Consider the following 14,792-nt stretch of genomic DNA (forward strand, 5'->3'; position numbering starts at 1 on the left):
CGTGCCGGCCCTTACCGGCGCGGGATCAGCCGTCTGATGAAAGCACGCCCGGGGGCGCCGGGAAGACGCGGCCGTCAAAAAGCTTTCGGGCCGTGCGCAGCGTCCCGGCAGACTGGACAGCGCCGGCGGCATCGCGGTCCAGCAGCACCTCCGCCGCGCCTGTGGGGTGTTCGACGGCGAACCTGTCGTCACCGGGCAAGGCCGCCAAAGCCGCCGCAGGCGCGCCATCCAGCGTACAGGCGGTGGCGACGCTGATCGCGGCGAAGACGCCGATGGAGGCATGGACGCGGTGCGGAATCCACGAGCGGGTGGAGATCACCCCGCCCGAAATCGGCGCGGAGACCAGCGTCATCTTCGGCACGGATTTTTCACTGACATCGCCCAGGTTCATTAGCGGACCGGCCTGCAGGCGGATCCCCTCGAGCCGGGCGCCAAGGTCGGTCATCGCCTGCAAGGTCTCGCGGTTCTCGGTGCCGGTGATCCCGAAATCCGCCCCGCGCAGGATCACGCAGGGCATGCCGTTGTCGATCAGCGTCGCCTCGACACCGGCGATGACATCCATCGCGTTGCCCGTGGGCAGCAGCGCGCCGCACATCGACCCGGCGATGCCCGTGAACATCAGCGGCACCGGGGCGTGACGGCCCGGTACGCCGTCGATGGCGGCGGTGCCGTCGTAGGTGACGCGACCCCCGGGCGTCGCCACACGGGCGACCGCGATCTGGCCGGTATTGACCATGTGGATGCGCACCGGGGTTTCGTCCCCCGTCACAGGCACTATGCCCCGCTCGATCGCCGCCGGGCCGACGCCCGCCAGGATGTTGCCACAGCCCTGCGCATCCGACACCCGCGCCGCGTCGACAAAGACCTGCAGGAAAAGGTAATCCACATCCGCATCGTCGCGCGACGGCGGCGACAGGATCGCCACCTTGGAGGTCAGCGGATCGGCCCCGCCGATCCCGTCGATCTGCCGCAGGTCCGGAGAGCCCATGATCCGCAACAGGAGCGCGTCGATCCCGGCACGGTCGGACGGCAGGTCGCGCGCTTCGAAGTAGGCGCCTTTCGACGTGCCGCCGCGCATCCAGAGGCAGGGAATACCCGCATCATAGGCCGCCTCTGGCCTCATGCATCGCCCTTTCGCTGTGCGGGGTCCGTGGGCGGTGTGCCGTGGGTGTGGAAGGACTCGATGGTTTTCAGCCCCCAGGCCTGGCCCTTCCTGCGGTCCGCCTCGGTCCAGACCACCGGCTCCCAATCGGGGGCGAGGATCAGCCGCGCCCCGGCATTGGCCAGCTCCACCCGGTTGCCGGCCGGTTCCCAGACATAAAGGAAGAACGTGCCCTGGATCGCGTGCTTGTGCGGCCCGGTTTCGATATGCACGCCGTTTTCCAGAAAGATGTCGGCGGCGCGCAGGATATCCTCGCGCTGGTCGGTCGCATAGGTGACGTGATGCAGCCGTGCCCGCCCGCCGCTGTGGTCCTCGGTGCAGGCCAGATCGTAGGTCTTGTTGTTGACGGTGAACCAGCAGCCGCCGATGCGTCCGTTGTCCAGCTGGATCATCTCGGTCACGCGGCTGCCCAGACAGGTTTCCATGAAGCGGCGGAATTCGGCGACATCCGCGCTCAGCAAGTTCACGTGGTCGATCCGCCGCGGGCACGCCCCCTGCGCGTGAAATCGTGAGGCGTTGTTCTTGAGCGCGGGCTCGTCTGCGCCTTCGCGGGGGGCGCGGCGGGTGTCATGGTAGATCTCGAACAGATGGCCCGACGGATCCTCGAACCGGTAAGCGGGGCCATGGCCCAGGTCGCCATCGGTCCAGCCGTGGGAGATGAACTCCGATGCCTCGATCGCCGCCACGCGCCGCTCAAGCGCCTGCGGGCTGGCGGCGCGGTAGCCGATGTGCCCCACCCCGGTTGTGTCCGCGCGGGTCAGCTTCAGCGAATGAAACTCGTAGTCATCCCAGGCCCGCAGATAGGCCACACCCTCATCCTGCGCCGACAGCTTCAGGCCATAGACCCGGGTAAAGAAATCCAGGCTGTCGTCGAACCTGTCGGTCAGAAGCTCGACATGGCCCAGATGCGCGATGTCGAATGAGGGGGTCGTCGGCACGGGCATCGTCGTCTCCTCTTGCAGGGTCCTAGCGGCCGGTCAGGCCCGCATCGGCCAGCCGCCCGAGCATGGTGTGGATGCCGCACCTCAATTCGCCCGCCTGTCCCACCCCGGCGGTCATTCCAGGGCATCCACGGTGCGGGGAAAGACCGTCTGGAACCCCTCGGCGTATTTCGCCGCGCGCCCGCCCGCCTGCCCGCCGGAATTGCGGCGCAGGTGGTTGGCGCGGTTCTCGGCCACGTTGCGGTAATAGCTCCACAGGTGTTCCTGCCCCTGCATGCACTGGATCGCCGCCCATTTGCGGTCCCAGACCTCGGTGATGTCGAGGAAGACGTCGGGCGTCCAGCCCATCTGCTCGGTCTGGTGCGGCTCGAACAGGTAAAGCTGCGGCGCGCCCAGCACCTTTTGCCCCGGGTTGTGCCCCCAGGCCTGCGCGACCATCCGACAGTCGAGCGTGAACCGCATCGTGTTCATGTGATCGGTGTTGTAGGGGTCCCACTTCGAATGGGTCATCATCCAACGGGGCTGCACCTCGCGGATGACGTCGACCATGCGGTCGCGCGTGTCGGGGCCAAGGTCCAGCGGATAATCCCCAACATCAAAGAACCGGATATCGGTGACGCCCAGTTCGGCGGCAGCGTTCTCGGCCTCGGTCCGGCGGGCGGTCTTGACCTTTTCCAGAGTCATGCCGTCCTGCTTCCAGAGCTTGGCGCTTTCGCCGCGTTCGCCGTAGGACAGGCAGACCACCGTGACCGCGTATCCCATCGCCCGGTGCAGCGCGATGGCACCGCCGCCGCGCCAGACGAAATCGGCGGAATGCGCGGATATGACCAAAGCGGTCTTGTCGTCGGGCATGGTGTTCACCTTCCTGGGGCCGTGTTCCGCGCATTAAAGGCAGTGCGGGGCGCGAATACAATTTCGTTTCTCGGGAGTGCCGCCAAAGTTTCTTCGGCGCGGGTCAAGGCCGCTCAGGGCGAGGCGGCCTCCAGCGTGATGGTCTGGCGCAGGGACCCCGTGGCGCGGTCGTAGATCAGGATCCTGTCATCCTCGGTCACAACCGCATACCAGTCGGCCCCTTGCGTGAACGCGGTCGCACTGGCGCCCGACGGCAGGGTAATCACCTCGGGCAGCGGCGCGGAGCTGTCGCGGTAGCGGATGACAATCAGGCTCACGATGACTACAAGCCCGACAATCATCGTGGCGGTCAGGATCGTGACCAGCAGCCGCAGGAATTTCAGATTGGCCGGTTCTTCGGGTGTGTCCGAAGACGGCGGAGGAGTGTCGGCCATGGCATCCACATTGTTGCGCGTGACGATAAAGGCGGCACCGCCGCCGCGCCTTGATAAGGCCTTGGCCCGGGATGTGCCAGACGACGCGGCGCTGTCGCGCACGCGGCTGGCGCGGCTGATCGCCGATGGCCATGTGCTGCGCGGGACCGAAGTGCTGACCGACCCCAAGGCACGGGTCGATGAAGGCGACGTGCTGCAGATCGTCGTGCCGGTGGCGCAGGACAGCCATATCGGCCCCGAGGATATCCCGCTCGATATCCTGTTCGAGGATGACGATCTGGTCGTGGTGAACAAACCCGCGGGCATGGTCGTGCACCCTGCCCCGGGCAGCCCCGGCGGGACGCTGGTCAACGCGCTGCTGCATCATTTCGGCGGCCACCTGTCCGGCGTCGGCGGCAAGATGCGCCCGGGCATCGTGCACCGCATCGACAAGGACACCAGCGGGCTTCTGGTGGTGGCAAAATCCGACCGGGCGCATCACGGGCTTGCGGCGCAGTTCGAAAAGCACAGCGTGGCGCGATCCTACCGGGCGCTCTGCTACGGCGTGCCCGATACCGGTGACCCGCGTCTGCGCGGCGTGCGCGGCGTGTCGGCCGAACCGGGCAATGTCATCTGCATCACCACGCAGCTTGCCCGGCACCGGACCGACCGGCAGCGGCAGGCGGTGTTCTTTGGTCCGGGCCGACACGCGGTGACCCGCGCGCGGGTGCTGGACCGGTTCGGCACGCCCGCCGCGCTGGCGCTGCTGGAATGTCGGCTGGAAACCGGGCGAACGCATCAGATCAGGGTGCATATGGCGCATGTCGGCCACGGTCTGGTGGGCGATCCGGTCTATGGCGGACGGCGCAAGCTGGCCGCGACGGCGGTGACGCCAGCGGCCGCCGACGCGGTGCGCGGGTTTCCCCGTCAGGCGCTGCATGCCGCCGAACTGGGCTTCGATCACCCGGTCAGCGGCGACTGGATGGCGTTCGAGGCAGAGATGCCGCAGGATATGGCCGCACTGCTTGACGTGCTGCGCCGGTAACCGCCATCGGCCCCGCGCGTCGGGGCCAGTTGAGTCTGAAAATCGCTCTCGCGCAGAGCACATGCGCGTGAAAGCACTGACATACGCATCCATTTCCCGGGCTCATGCGTTAATCTCTCGACAACGAAATGCGTTCTATGACGCTTGCAACCCCTCGGGCGCGACACCATATGGATGTTAAGCCCCTAAACATTGGAGGGAAGAGGGATGGCCAACTACGCAAATCTGCCGGCACCGACGCCGGAAGGCGGCCTGAGCCGCTATTTGCAGGAAATCCGGAAGTTTCCGCTTCTGGAGCCGGAAGAAGAATACATGCTGGCCAAGCGCTGGGTCGAGGAACAGGACACCGAGGCCGCGCACAAGATGGTCACCAGCCACCTGCGCCTCGCCGCGAAGATCGCCATGGGGTATCGCGGCTACGGCCTGCCGCAGGCCGAGGTGATTTCCGAGGCCAACGTCGGCCTGATGCAGGCTGTGAAACGCTTTGACCCCGAAAAGGGCTTTCGCCTTGCGACCTATGCCATGTGGTGGATCCGCGCCTCGATCCAAGAATACATCCTGCGGTCCTGGAGCTTGGTGAAACTGGGCACGACCTCGGCGCAGAAGAAGCTGTTCTTCAACCTGCGCAAGGCTAAATCCCGCATCGGCGCGCTGGAAGACGGCGACCTGCGGCCCGAACACGTGGAAAAGATCGCCACCGACCTGGGCGTCACAGAGGACGAGGTGATCAGCATGAACCGGCGCATGTCGGGCGGCGATGCCTCGCTCAACGCGACGGTCGGGTCCGAGGGCGAAGGCACGATGCAGTGGCAGGACTGGCTTGAGGACGAAGATGCCGATCAGGCCGAGGATTACGCCGAACGGGACGAATTGCAGGCCCGCCGCGCGCTGCTGGCCGAGGCCATGGATGTTCTGAACGACCGCGAAAAGGACATCCTGACCCAGCGCCGGCTGTCGGAAAAGACTGTGACGCTCGAGGATCTGAGCGCGCAATACGATGTCAGCCGCGAACGTATCCGCCAGATCGAGGTGCGGGCGTTCGAGAAGCTGCAAAAGCGGATGCGCGATCTGGCCAAGGATCAGGGCATGCTGATCAGCGCCTGATCGGTGCGGCAGGACGGAAAACGGCGGCTCCCGGATGGGCGCCGCCGTTCTTTTTTCCGGATGCCTGCGGCATGCGAGAGACCAGTCTCTCGCGCTCTCTGAAGTATTTATGGACAGATGAAGAAGCGATCGGCTTTTGCCGATGACCTGATTGCGCTAACTTCGCTCGGAACTGGAAAGGGGGCCAAGATGGCGGATCATGTGAACTGGGGCATTCTGGGTGCGTCGAACTTTGCGCACAACCACATGGGGCCCGCGATCCACGCGGCGGGCGGCGGGCGGCTGGCGGCGCTTGCGACCTCGGACCCCGCCAAAGCCGAACCGTTCCAAAGCTGGTGCCCGGACCTGAGGGTGCACGACAGCTATGACGCGCTGCTGGCCGATCCGGGTATCGACGCGGTCTATATTCCGCTGCCCAACCACCTGCACGTGGAATGGGCGACCAAGGCGGCAGAGGCGGGCAAGCATGTGCTGTGCGAAAAGCCGATTGCCCTGGAGGCGTCGGAGATCGACGATCTGATCGCCCTGCGCGACCGCACCGGGCTGCTGATCGCCGAAGCCTACATGATCGTGCATCACCCGCAGTGGCAGAAGGCCAAGGCGCTTTACGAAGAGGGCGTGCTGGGCGAGATCAAGCGGGTGGATTGCGATTTCACCTACAACAACCCCGATCCCGGCAACGTGCGCAACAAACCCAGCATGGGCGGCGGCGGGCTGCGCGACATCGGCGTCTATATCTTCGGCGGCACGCGTTTTGTTACCGGCCAGGAACCCGAGGAGATCCTTTCGGCGGATATCGACTGGCAGCAGGATTTCGACACCACCGCCGCGATCACCGCGCGCTTTCCGTCGTTCCGCTATTCGGGGCTGGTGTCGATGCGCATGGCGCCGCTACAGGAGGTGACGTTTCACGGCGACAAGGCGTGGATGCGGCTGAGCGTGCCCTTCAATGCCCAGGTCTACGGCGAGGCGCGGATCGAGCTGCACGGGCCGGACCTGACCACCCGAAGCTGGCGCTTTCCCGCCGCCAACCACTACGTGCTGCAAGTCGCGGCGTTCAATGCCTCGGTCCGGGACGGCACGGCATACCCCTGCCCGCTGGAATTCGTGCGCGGCACGCAGGCGATGATCGACATGGTTTTGCAAGCGGGGCGGTAAGCAAGGCGGCGCGGGATCAGGCGGGCCTCAGGCCCCTCCCTCGCGCGTCAGTGCGTCCAGGCGCCCCGGCGGTCGACGGCGAAATTCTCGGCATAGCCGCGCGGACGGACGTTGGCCTTGCGCTTTTTCGGCTCGATCACTTGGGCGTCGATGCCGTGATCCTTGGCATATTCCACCGCCGCTTCCTTGGTCGCGAACCGCAGCCGCACCTGGCTTTGCGTGTCCGAGGACGAGGTCCAGCCCATCAGCGGATCGACCTCGCGCGCGCTGTCTGGGGCGAAATCCAGCACCCAGTGATGGGTCTTGGCCTGACCCGAGGACATTGCGGTTCGGCTCGGTTGGTAGATGCGTGCGCGCATGGGGCAGCCTCCTTGATCGTCTTCGGCTTTATCGGGCAAAGGCCGCGCCAGTGCAAGCGGCGGTTGGCGGGCCAGGGCACCCCGGATCGGCGACTGCTGACAGAAACGGTCAGCGCGGGGCTTGAACCCGGGGGCCGCGCGAACAAATGTAGGACAGCCAAAGGATTCCCCCATGCCCTACGCCCATTCCGACAAGTCAGACACACCGCCCGTGCTGATGCACGCGCCCGCCCCCGACGTGAAGAGCCGCGAAAAGCTCGAAGGCGGCATTCGCTTCCGCATGGCCACCGACTTTGAACCGGCGGGCGATCAGCCAACGGCGATCAAGGAATTGGCCAGCGGCGTCATGGACGGGGAACGCGATCAGGTGCTGCTGGGCGCGACGGGCACCGGCAAGACTTTCACCATGGCCAAGGTGATCGAGGAAACCCAGCGCCCCGCGATCATCCTGGCCCCCAACAAGACGCTGGCGGCGCAGCTTTACGGCGAATTCAAGGGGTTCTTCCCCGACAACGCGGTCGAATACTTCGTCAGCTACTACGATTACTACCAGCCCGAAGCCTACGTCGCGCGGTCGGACACGTATATCGAGAAGGAAAGCCAGATCAACGAACAGATCGACCGGATGCGCCATTCGGCCACCCGGGCGCTCTTGGAACGCGACGACGTGATCATCGTCGCGTCGGTGTCGTGCATCTACGGCATCGGTTCGGTCGAGACCTACGGCGCGATGACGCAGGATCTGCACGTCGGCAAGGAATATGACCAGCGCAAGGTCATGGCCGACCTGGTGGCGCAGCAGTACCGGCGCAACGATCAGGCATTCCAGCGCGGGTCCTTCCGGGTGCGCGGCGATTCGCTTGAAATCTTTCCCGCCCACCTCGAGGACCGCGCCTGGAAGCTGAGCTTTTTCGGCGAAGAGCTTGAGGCGATCACCGAATTCGATCCTCTGACCGGCGAGAAAACTGGCAGTTTCGACCGCATCCGGGTCTATGCGAATTCGCATTACGTGACGCCCAAGCCGACGATGAACCAGGCGGTGATCAACATCAAGAAAGAGCTGCGCCAGCGGCTCGACCAGTTGGTGAACGAAGGCAAGCTGCTGGAGGCGCAGCGGCTGGAACAGCGCACAAATTTCGATATCGAGATGCTGGAGGCCACGGGCGTCTGCAACGGGATCGAGAACTATTCGCGCTATCTGACGGGTCGCGCACCCGGCGAGCCGCCCCCGACCCTGTTCGAATTCATCCCCGACAATGCCATTGTCTTTGCGGATGAATCCCACGTCTCGGTCCCGCAGATCGGCGGCATGTACAAGGGCGACTACCGGCGCAAGTTCACCCTGGCCGAACACGGCTTCCGCCTGCCGTCCTGCATGGACAACCGGCCCCTGAAGTTCGAGGAATGGGACGCCATGCGCCCGCAATCCGTCTTCGTCTCCGCCACGCCCGCGGCGTGGGAGATGGAGCAGACGGGCGGTGTCTTCACCGAACAGGTCATTCGCCCGACCGGTCTGCTGGACCCGCAGGTCGAAATCCGCCCCGTGGACATGCAGGTCGACGACCTGCTGGACGAGGTGCGCAAGGTGGCCGCCGACGGCTACCGCACGCTTTGCACCACGCTGACAAAGCGCATGGCCGAGGATCTGACCGAATACATGCACGAACAGGGCATCCGCGTGCGCTACATGCATTCGGACATCGACACGATCGAACGGATCGAGATCCTGCGCGACCTGCGGCTGGGGGCCTTCGACGTGCTGATCGGCATCAACCTGCTGCGCGAGGGGCTGGATATTCCCGAATGCGGACTGGTGGCCATCCTCGATGCAGACAAGGAAGGGTTCCTGCGCTCGGAAACCTCGCTCATCCAGACCATCGGGCGGGCGGCGCGGAACGCGGAAGGCCGGGTGATCATGTATGCCGACCGCATCACCGGGTCGATGGAACGGGCGCTGGCCGAAACCAACCGCCGCCGCGAAAAGCAGATCGCCTATAACGCCGAACACGGCATCACGCCCGCGACGATCAAGAAGAACGTCGATGACATCCTGCAGGGGCTCTACAAGGGCGATGTGGACATGAACCGCGTCACCGCCAAGGTCGACAAGGCCCACGGCGGCAACTTGCAGGCGGTGCTGGAAGGGTTGCGCACCGACATGCGCAAGGCCGCCGAGAACCTGGAGTTCGAAGAGGCCGCCCGCCTGCGCGACGAGGTCAAGCGGTTGGAGGCGGTGGACCTCGCCGTCGCGGACGACCCGCTGGCGCGGCAGTCGGCCATCGAGGCGGCAACGGACGCCGCGACCAAGGCCTCGGGCAGGTCGACGGCAGGCCGTGGCGGGATGCGCGGTGGGAATGTGCAGCGGCGGAAGAAGCGGTAAAATGACAAGAAAGATAACCGTTACCACGACGGACGATCATCCAAGTCCATTCTTTAAGCAGTTGAGAAATATTGATGAGTGCCCTCGGTGCGGGATTAAGAACCCTCTGATAACCTTGAGAACAGACCCTCAAACAACTTGGACCGCACACTCATCTGGAAGAAAACTGCTGTGGGCTTGGTACGCATGTGAATCCTGTGCGGGCCCCTTAAGCGTCCAAGCGAGGCAGGAGAGACCGCGAGCTTCCAGTTGGCATCTTCTTATTGAACCACCTCCGTGGGTCCCGTTCGACTCTTTGCCAGAGGAAGCAAAACGATATCTGAAGCAGGCACGACAAACGCTTTCAAGCCCTGACGCTTCGATACTAATGTCGTCCTCAGCTATAGACGCCATGCTTAAAGCACGAGGGCTCTCAGAGGGTACGCTGTTTCAGCGTATCGAGGCAGCAGTCATTGATGGCCTTATCACCAAAGAAATGTCGGAATGGGGTCACAAGGTTAGGTTGGACGCGAACTCAATTCGCCACGCAGATACGAAAGACCTACCGCCGACCACCGAGGATGCGAACATGGTCTTCACCTTCGCAGATAGGTTAGGTGAAATCCTTTTTCACATACCTTCACTAGTGCCAAAAAATCTTTCATCTCATGAATGAGTCAAAGAACCTTTTCGATTTGCAAAATGGTTAGTGGGTATTTCTAGTGCGCTAACCGCCTTAAGGCGAGCCAAACTTTCCATCCCGCTCAAAGTTCCCTCCCACCGAAAAAACATTTCCGGGAACGGATGTCACGATGCCGTGCGTTGTCTTGCCAGAACATAGGAGACGACAATGGAATATGGACTTCTCGGGATTATCATCCTCATCGCCGACATCTACGCGATCTACAACGTGTTTACCTCGGGCGCATCGACCCTTGCGAAAGTCGTGTGGACCCTGGTCATCCTGATTCTGCCGGTGCTTGGCTTCATCGCCTGGCTGGTCGCAGGCCCCCGGGGTGGATCGGCACGGATCTGAGCGACGCTCGGACCCGACAGAACAACAAAGAGCGCGGGCCTCGGGGTCCGCGCTTTTTTGGTTTGCGGCACTGCGGGAAGTTTAGTTTCAGGCCACCCTTGCGCGCCTCTTGTGCGGCGCCGCGGCCATCCCATTTACCCAGCGCAACTGCACCCTCGATCCGAAGGATCATCGCCCATGCGCGCGTTTCTTGTCTCCGCCCTTCTCGCCTCTGCCGCCCTGCCCGCCTTTGCCGACAGCACCCAGGGCACCGTCCTGGCCTTCGACCGGGTCGCCAATGTCATGGTCCTGACCGACAAGACCGTGTGGTCGCTGGAAACCCTCGACGTGGTGCCCGCGGACCTCAAGGCCGGGGACGTGGTCGAGATCGATTTTCACTCCAACGCCGACAACGGTTGGGACAAGATCAACGCGGTGGTGATCCGCAACTGAGCGGGTGTCCCCGGTCACGCTGCTGCGAGGAGGTGAGGTTTGCATTCTCAGCGCCACCCGCAGCGGATAGACTGATGCCATGACACGTCTACCCCTGTTCCTTTGCGCCGCCCTGATGCTCGCCGCCTGCGCCACCCCGCGCGAGGCTTGCGAGACCGATGCCGCCGCGCCTTACCGCGCGGCGCTGGCCGAACAGGCGCGCAACGCCCGCGACCTCGAGCGGGGGTTCGTCTACAAAACGCGGTTTGAAAAGGTCACCCGCCGCGCGACCTGCCGCATCGCGGGTGGCGGGGTTTATCCCTGCTTTCGCGAGGACATGCAGCCTGTGACGCGCAAGGTGCCGGTGGATGTGCGGGCGTTGACGGCGCGGCAGAGAGAACTCGCGCGCGCGTTGCCGGGCCTTCGGCGCACTGCCTCGACGGAAACGGCGCAATGTCATGCGCTCTATCCGGCGCAACCTGCGTAGGCGAACATGCCTGCGGCATACGAGAGACCAGTCTCTCGTGCTCTCTGAGGTGATTGGAAACCGAAGAAGGGAGCGATCAGATCAGCGGCACGAAGGGCACGCCGCAGCCGGTCAGAAGAGTCAGAAAACCCAAAAAAATCAAAGCTCTCATTGCAGCCCCTCCGGCCCGAGCTTGAGGATGACCGGCACGATCAGATCCTCTTCATCCTCCAGATGCCGGTGCAGCATAGCCCCGAAGGACAGCAATTCCGACCGGAAAGCGCCCGGTTCGGCGGTATCCTGCAAGACGCCGTTGGCGGAGGTGGTGAAGCGGTTCAGAAGGCCGTCCATCGCGTGGTGATCGGCATCAAGGATGCCAAAGCCGCGTTGCAGGCTCGGTTCCTTGCCGCTGAGCACCGGGAAATAGTGATGATCCTCGATCTGGTGGTGTCCGTGCAGGTTGCTGACCAGCATCCCGCCGTAGCGCGACAGCCGCGCCTTGTGCGCCTGCGGATCCAGCTTGCGGTCGATGGCGGCCTCTGCGTCGTGCTGCAGGGCCTGTGTCAGCTGCCGGAACATCATGTGCCGGTCGAGCCAGAAAGCCACGAGCCCGGCAAAATTCGGATGCTCCTGCCATTCATCGCGCGGGAAATCTGCCAGAAGCGTGCGCAGCGCATCGGGGAGCTTGTCACGTTTGGCCAGTTCGGTTTCGGTCATGTGTCACCTCTGCCCGGTCACATGACACGCGCAGAGATGATGTCAATCTTCAGCGAAGCACATGTACTGCGCATTGCGCATGCCGCACCACCTGCGTCGCGGTCGAGCCCAGGAAAAGGTCCTGCATCCCCGGTCGGTGCGAAGCGATGATGATCAGGTCGTTGCTGTTTGCGCTGGCATATTCCAGCACGGATCGTCCGGAATGGCCGTGGATGAGAACCCCCTTTGCATGCTGCAAGCTGGCCGCCAGCGCGTCGAGTTGGTTCGATATCGCCTCTTGCGCCAGCTTCAGGGAATCGTCGCTGAGGTATCTGACCGCGTAGGTCGGAATATCCTCCATCACGTGCAGAAGGGTGATGGCGCCGTCCTCGCCGGCCAGCAGTTTCGCCACGTCCATCGCGTGCCGGATGCGGTCGTCGTCATCAAAGAGAATCGGGACAAGAATGTTACTGTACATGGCGGTCTCTCCTGTTTGGCTGGACCCGAGATTGCCCGTGACGAAGGCCACGCGCCTTGATCCAGATCAGGGAGGGATGCCGCTTTGGGCCGTGGTGGCCCCCGGGCTGCGCGCCTCAGACGTTGGGTTCGCCCTGAAGGCCCAGAAGCTTGCGGAACCCGGTCCAGTAGCCCGGCAGGCGCGGCGGTTCCGACAAACCCGCCAGCGCCTCGTCCTGCCACCGCGCCATGCGGCGGCGGGTGAACGCCCGCCCCCAGTCCAGATAGGCCTGCGCATCGTCGGGGCGCAGCCGACAGGCCGACCCCACCAGCCCCACCAGCGTTTCAGGCGGCGAATACCATTCGTCCTGGATGCCGGTGACCTTTTTCCGCAGGAGCGGCCCGACCCAACGCATCAGCGCCTTGTCGGAAAACTGCAGCAGCATGCGCCCCATCTCTTCGCGAGAATAGTTGATGAGCGGCGGGAAGGTGTCGAAGAACACCGCCTTGCCGTCCAGAATGGCGAAATTGCGGATCGACGGGTGAAAGCCGATGCGCGTGTCGAACTGGTCGGCGTTGTTCCAGAAGGTCGCGATCACGTCGCCTGCGGCCTCCATCATCCGCAGGGTGCCATCAAGATCGGCGCGCTGCATCTGCGGGCGCATCATGCTGTCGGCGGGCAGCGCCTCTTGCACGATGACCGGCACCCGGGTGCCGTCGATGTCGAGCAGAAGGAACTCCGTTTCCGGCAAGGGCACGCCGGCCTGCCGCAGCGCTTGGGCATAGTCGTCGTGGCACTGCGCCAGCCGGTTCAGCGCCGCGGCATCCTTGAGGCCCCGATAGACCTTGATGACCCGGTCAGCAAACGGCCCATCCTTGGGCCGGAAGGGCGCGCAGAAATATCCCAGCTTTGAAATCGGCTGCCCCCGCGTGGCGCTGTCGGCGCGGATCAGGTCGCGCAGGGCGTCGAGGTCGGTCATGGCAGGCTCCGCTTTGTGCCCTTCGGGTGTAAAGCGCAATCGGGGCGGACGAAACCGGTTTTCGGTGCAAGGCAAGCGATCGGGTCAAGCCCGCCGAAGGCAATCTGGACATTTGTGTGCAATGTAGCGGGGTCCGCGCATGCCTGCGCGCACCGAAAGGTCGGCTATGCAGGAAGGAGCGGTCATTCAGTTCCCAAGGATCGGACTCTTCTGATTTCAGAGAGGAGTGCGTCCAGTACCTTCGGATCGCTCGCTTCAAACTCCACGACGGAAAAACGTCCCCCGGAGTCCGCCGTCGGGAAAAGATATAGCTCGAAACTTTCAGGGAAGACCTCGACTTCTATTCGACCCGAATCCCAAAACAGGCAAACAGTCGACGCGTACCCTGTTTGAGCGGCTTCAGGAGGAAACCTGGCTATCCGCGCAGCCGTGACCAGTCGTTCTGCCGTCGCCTTCGCCCTGGCAGAAGGAAGCGGCTCCTTCTGCCAGTCACATTCAATCCCCTCCCATGCGTCTGACAAGATCAGATGCCCTCCTGGTTCAAAAGGTGGCGGAAGGGTGTCGGGGTCTCAATTTGGGCTCGCACCGGACAACATGTCCCGTGCTTCGCCGCCGCCAAAGAAATTACCACCGGACTGAAACCAATCGGTTTCCGGCCGTTCAACATCTGCCCGACTCTCAGCTTTCGCCAAGCACTTCCGCCACCTCGGCGGTCAGGGCATCGACTTCGGCCCGCGCCGGGGTCTTGGCCCCCTCGGCGGCGCCGCGGCCCTTTCCCAACGCCTCGGCATAAACGACGCGGTTGGCGAATTGCGTTGCGGCGATCCGCGCGTTGAGCTTTTGCGCCGCCTCGGCCACGTCCCCCGCCAGCCGGGTGCCCGCGCGGCCGCGGTTGATCACCACCAGCGCCTCCTTGTTTTCGCGGCGGGCCAGATCCAGCACGCCTTCGGTCGCCCAAAGATCCACATGGCTCATCGACACAGGCACCACCACCAGGTCGGCGGCGCGCAGCGCCGGGCGCAGATCGCTGTCGGCCTTGGGCGGGGTATCGACGATGACGATGTCATGGGTGTCGGCCAGCTTGCGGCATTCATAGGTGATGCCCCAGGCCGACGAGGTGGCGAATTCCAGCCCCTCTACCGCGTCGGGGGCGGCGTCGAGCCGGGTCATGAACCAGCGGCCCAGGCTGCCCTGCGGGTCGATATCGACCATTGCCACCCGCTTGCCCTGCCGCAGAAAGCCGATGGCCAGATTGGCCGCCAGCGTGGTCTTGCCGGACCCGCCCTTCTGCTGCGCCACCGTGATGACCGATCCTGCCATGCCAGAACCCCGATTCTGTTGCTTACCAAGCGGC

General features: G+C 64.0%; 17 protein-coding genes. 8 read left to right on the plus strand and 9 right to left on the minus strand.

Annotated features, from left to right (window positions below):
• Positions 1-25: 25 nt before the first annotated feature.
• The 4 genes from ACOXXX_RS10115 to ACOXXX_RS10130 all read right to left on the minus strand — a co-directional run bounded on the left by ACOXXX_RS10115 (position 26) and on the right by ACOXXX_RS10130 (position 3,389).
• Positions 26-1,123, minus strand: a complete 1,098-nt coding sequence (locus ACOXXX_RS10115; protein ID WP_422826456.1) for a 4-oxalomesaconate tautomerase — start codon at positions 1,121-1,123, stop codon at positions 26-28.
• Positions 1,120-2,106, minus strand: a complete 987-nt coding sequence (locus ACOXXX_RS10120) for a VOC family protein (protein ID WP_422826457.1) — start codon at positions 2,104-2,106, stop codon at positions 1,120-1,122. Before ACOXXX_RS10120 ends, ACOXXX_RS10115 begins: the two co-directional genes overlap by 4 nt.
• A gap of 111 nt (positions 2,107-2,217) precedes the next feature.
• Complete coding sequence (locus tag ACOXXX_RS10125; RefSeq protein WP_422826458.1) at positions 2,218-2,955, minus strand: PIG-L deacetylase family protein; 738 nt, start codon at positions 2,953-2,955, stop codon at positions 2,218-2,220.
• Positions 2,956-3,068: 113 nt separating this feature from the next.
• A complete protein-coding gene (locus ACOXXX_RS10130; RefSeq protein WP_422826459.1) occupies positions 3,069-3,389 on the minus strand; it encodes a DUF6476 family protein in 321 nt (106 codons plus the stop codon).
• Between ACOXXX_RS10130 and ACOXXX_RS10135 the strand changes: the two genes are divergently transcribed.
• The 3 genes from ACOXXX_RS10135 (at position 3,388) to ACOXXX_RS10145 (ending at position 6,675) form a co-directional block, all read left to right on the plus strand.
• Positions 3,388-4,413, plus strand: coding sequence for an RluA family pseudouridine synthase (locus ACOXXX_RS10135; protein ID WP_422826460.1), 1,026 nt, complete (start codon positions 3,388-3,390; stop codon positions 4,411-4,413). The two genes, ACOXXX_RS10130 and ACOXXX_RS10135, sit on opposite strands and share 2 nt — an antisense overlap.
• A 207-nt stretch (positions 4,414-4,620) precedes the next feature.
• Complete coding sequence (rpoH, locus tag ACOXXX_RS10140; RefSeq protein ID WP_422826461.1) at positions 4,621-5,517, plus strand: RNA polymerase sigma factor RpoH; 897 nt, start codon at positions 4,621-4,623, stop codon at positions 5,515-5,517.
• A 189-nt stretch (positions 5,518-5,706) separates the two neighbouring features.
• On the plus strand, positions 5,707-6,675 hold the full coding sequence (locus tag ACOXXX_RS10145) for a Gfo/Idh/MocA family protein (protein WP_422826462.1): 969 nt from the start codon (positions 5,707-5,709) through the stop codon (positions 6,673-6,675).
• 47 nt (positions 6,676-6,722) lie between these two features.
• Here ACOXXX_RS10145 and ACOXXX_RS10150 read toward each other — a convergent pair whose 3' ends face one another.
• Positions 6,723-7,034 (minus strand): ETC complex I subunit, encoded by a 312-nt coding sequence (locus ACOXXX_RS10150; RefSeq protein WP_422826463.1) that lies wholly within the window; start codon positions 7,032-7,034, stop codon positions 6,723-6,725.
• A 172-nt stretch (positions 7,035-7,206) separates the two neighbouring features.
• Here ACOXXX_RS10150 and uvrB point away from each other — a divergent pair, with 172 nt between their 5' ends.
• The 5 genes from uvrB to ACOXXX_RS10175 all read left to right on the plus strand — a co-directional run bounded on the left by uvrB (position 7,207) and on the right by ACOXXX_RS10175 (position 11,327).
• The gene (gene uvrB, locus ACOXXX_RS10155; RefSeq protein WP_422826464.1) at positions 7,207-9,414 is read left to right on the plus strand and encodes an excinuclease ABC subunit UvrB; all 2,208 of its coding nucleotides are present in this window, start codon (positions 7,207-7,209) and stop codon (positions 9,412-9,414) included.
• Between the two features lies 1 nt (position 9,415).
• Positions 9,416-10,069, plus strand: coding sequence for a DUF4145 domain-containing protein (locus ACOXXX_RS10160; RefSeq protein ID WP_422826465.1), 654 nt, complete (start codon positions 9,416-9,418; stop codon positions 10,067-10,069).
• A 174-nt stretch (positions 10,070-10,243) separates the two neighbouring features.
• Positions 10,244-10,429 carry a PLDc N-terminal domain-containing protein gene (locus ACOXXX_RS10165; RefSeq protein ID WP_422826466.1) on the plus strand — a complete coding sequence of 62 codons (186 nt, stop codon included), beginning with the start codon at positions 10,244-10,246 and terminating at the stop codon, positions 10,427-10,429.
• 177 nt (positions 10,430-10,606) lie between these two features.
• Positions 10,607-10,861, plus strand: a complete 255-nt coding sequence (locus ACOXXX_RS10170; RefSeq protein WP_422826467.1) for a hypothetical protein — start codon at positions 10,607-10,609, stop codon at positions 10,859-10,861.
• 79 nt (positions 10,862-10,940) lie between these two features.
• The gene (locus ACOXXX_RS10175) at positions 10,941-11,327 is read left to right on the plus strand and encodes an excinuclease ABC subunit B (protein ID WP_422826468.1); all 387 of its coding nucleotides are present in this window, start codon (positions 10,941-10,943) and stop codon (positions 11,325-11,327) included.
• 147 nt (positions 11,328-11,474) lie between these two features.
• Here the strand turns inward: ACOXXX_RS10175 and ACOXXX_RS10180 are convergent, their stop codons facing one another.
• From ACOXXX_RS10180 to parA, 4 genes are all read right to left on the minus strand, one after another.
• Positions 11,475-12,023 (minus strand): hemerythrin domain-containing protein, encoded by a 549-nt coding sequence (locus ACOXXX_RS10180; RefSeq protein WP_422826469.1) that lies wholly within the window; start codon positions 12,021-12,023, stop codon positions 11,475-11,477.
• A gap of 49 nt (positions 12,024-12,072) precedes the next feature.
• The gene (locus ACOXXX_RS10185) at positions 12,073-12,480 is read right to left on the minus strand and encodes a universal stress protein (RefSeq protein WP_422826470.1); all 408 of its coding nucleotides are present in this window, start codon (positions 12,478-12,480) and stop codon (positions 12,073-12,075) included.
• 115 nt (positions 12,481-12,595) lie between these two features.
• Positions 12,596-13,438: a DUF6206 family protein gene (locus ACOXXX_RS10190; protein WP_422826471.1), complete on the minus strand. Its 843-nt coding sequence runs from the start codon at positions 13,436-13,438 to the stop codon at positions 12,596-12,598.
• Between the two features lie 678 nt (positions 13,439-14,116).
• Positions 14,117-14,758 carry a ParA family partition ATPase gene (gene parA, locus ACOXXX_RS10195; protein WP_422826472.1) on the minus strand — a complete coding sequence of 214 codons (642 nt, stop codon included), beginning with the start codon at positions 14,756-14,758 and terminating at the stop codon, positions 14,117-14,119.
• Positions 14,759-14,792: the final 34 nt, after the last annotated feature.

The organism is Thalassococcus sp. BH17M4-6, from assembly GCF_049323015.1.
GTDB lineage: Bacteria > Pseudomonadota > Alphaproteobacteria > Rhodobacterales > Rhodobacteraceae > Puniceibacterium.

What these genes read in the sequence shown, in the direction of transcription:
- rpoH (WP_422826461.1), top strand. Translation starts at nt 4,621, where the DNA reads ATGGCCAACTACGCAAATCTGCCGGCACCGACGCCGGAAGGCGGCCTG.
- ACOXXX_RS10185 (WP_422826470.1), bottom strand. Translation starts at nt 12,480, where the DNA reads ATGTACAGTAACATTCTTGTCCCGATTCTCTTTGATGACGACGACCGC.
- ACOXXX_RS10175 (WP_422826468.1), top strand. Translation starts at nt 10,941, where the DNA reads ATGACACGTCTACCCCTGTTCCTTTGCGCCGCCCTGATGCTCGCCGCC.
- ACOXXX_RS10180 (WP_422826469.1), bottom strand. Translation starts at nt 12,023, where the DNA reads ATGACCGAAACCGAACTGGCCAAACGTGACAAGCTCCCCGATGCGCTG.
- ACOXXX_RS10190 (WP_422826471.1), bottom strand. Translation starts at nt 13,438, where the DNA reads ATGACCGACCTCGACGCCCTGCGCGACCTGATCCGCGCCGACAGCGCC.
- ACOXXX_RS10130 (WP_422826459.1), bottom strand. Translation starts at nt 3,389, where the DNA reads ATGGCCGACACTCCTCCGCCGTCTTCGGACACACCCGAAGAACCGGCC.
- ACOXXX_RS10150 (WP_422826463.1), bottom strand. Translation starts at nt 7,034, where the DNA reads ATGCGCGCACGCATCTACCAACCGAGCCGAACCGCAATGTCCTCGGGT.
- ACOXXX_RS10145 (WP_422826462.1), top strand. Translation starts at nt 5,707, where the DNA reads ATGGCGGATCATGTGAACTGGGGCATTCTGGGTGCGTCGAACTTTGCG.
- uvrB (WP_422826464.1), top strand. Translation starts at nt 7,207, where the DNA reads ATGCCCTACGCCCATTCCGACAAGTCAGACACACCGCCCGTGCTGATG.
- ACOXXX_RS10165 (WP_422826466.1), top strand. Translation starts at nt 10,244, where the DNA reads ATGGAATATGGACTTCTCGGGATTATCATCCTCATCGCCGACATCTAC.
- ACOXXX_RS10135 (WP_422826460.1), top strand. Translation starts at nt 3,388, where the DNA reads ATGGCATCCACATTGTTGCGCGTGACGATAAAGGCGGCACCGCCGCCG.
- ACOXXX_RS10120 (WP_422826457.1), bottom strand. Translation starts at nt 2,106, where the DNA reads ATGCCCGTGCCGACGACCCCCTCATTCGACATCGCGCATCTGGGCCAT.
- ACOXXX_RS10115 (WP_422826456.1), bottom strand. Translation starts at nt 1,123, where the DNA reads ATGAGGCCAGAGGCGGCCTATGATGCGGGTATTCCCTGCCTCTGGATG.
- parA (WP_422826472.1), bottom strand. Translation starts at nt 14,758, where the DNA reads ATGGCAGGATCGGTCATCACGGTGGCGCAGCAGAAGGGCGGGTCCGGC.
- ACOXXX_RS10125 (WP_422826458.1), bottom strand. Translation starts at nt 2,955, where the DNA reads ATGCCCGACGACAAGACCGCTTTGGTCATATCCGCGCATTCCGCCGAT.
- ACOXXX_RS10160 (WP_422826465.1), top strand. Translation starts at nt 9,416, where the DNA reads ATGACAAGAAAGATAACCGTTACCACGACGGACGATCATCCAAGTCCA.
- ACOXXX_RS10170 (WP_422826467.1), top strand. Translation starts at nt 10,607, where the DNA reads ATGCGCGCGTTTCTTGTCTCCGCCCTTCTCGCCTCTGCCGCCCTGCCC.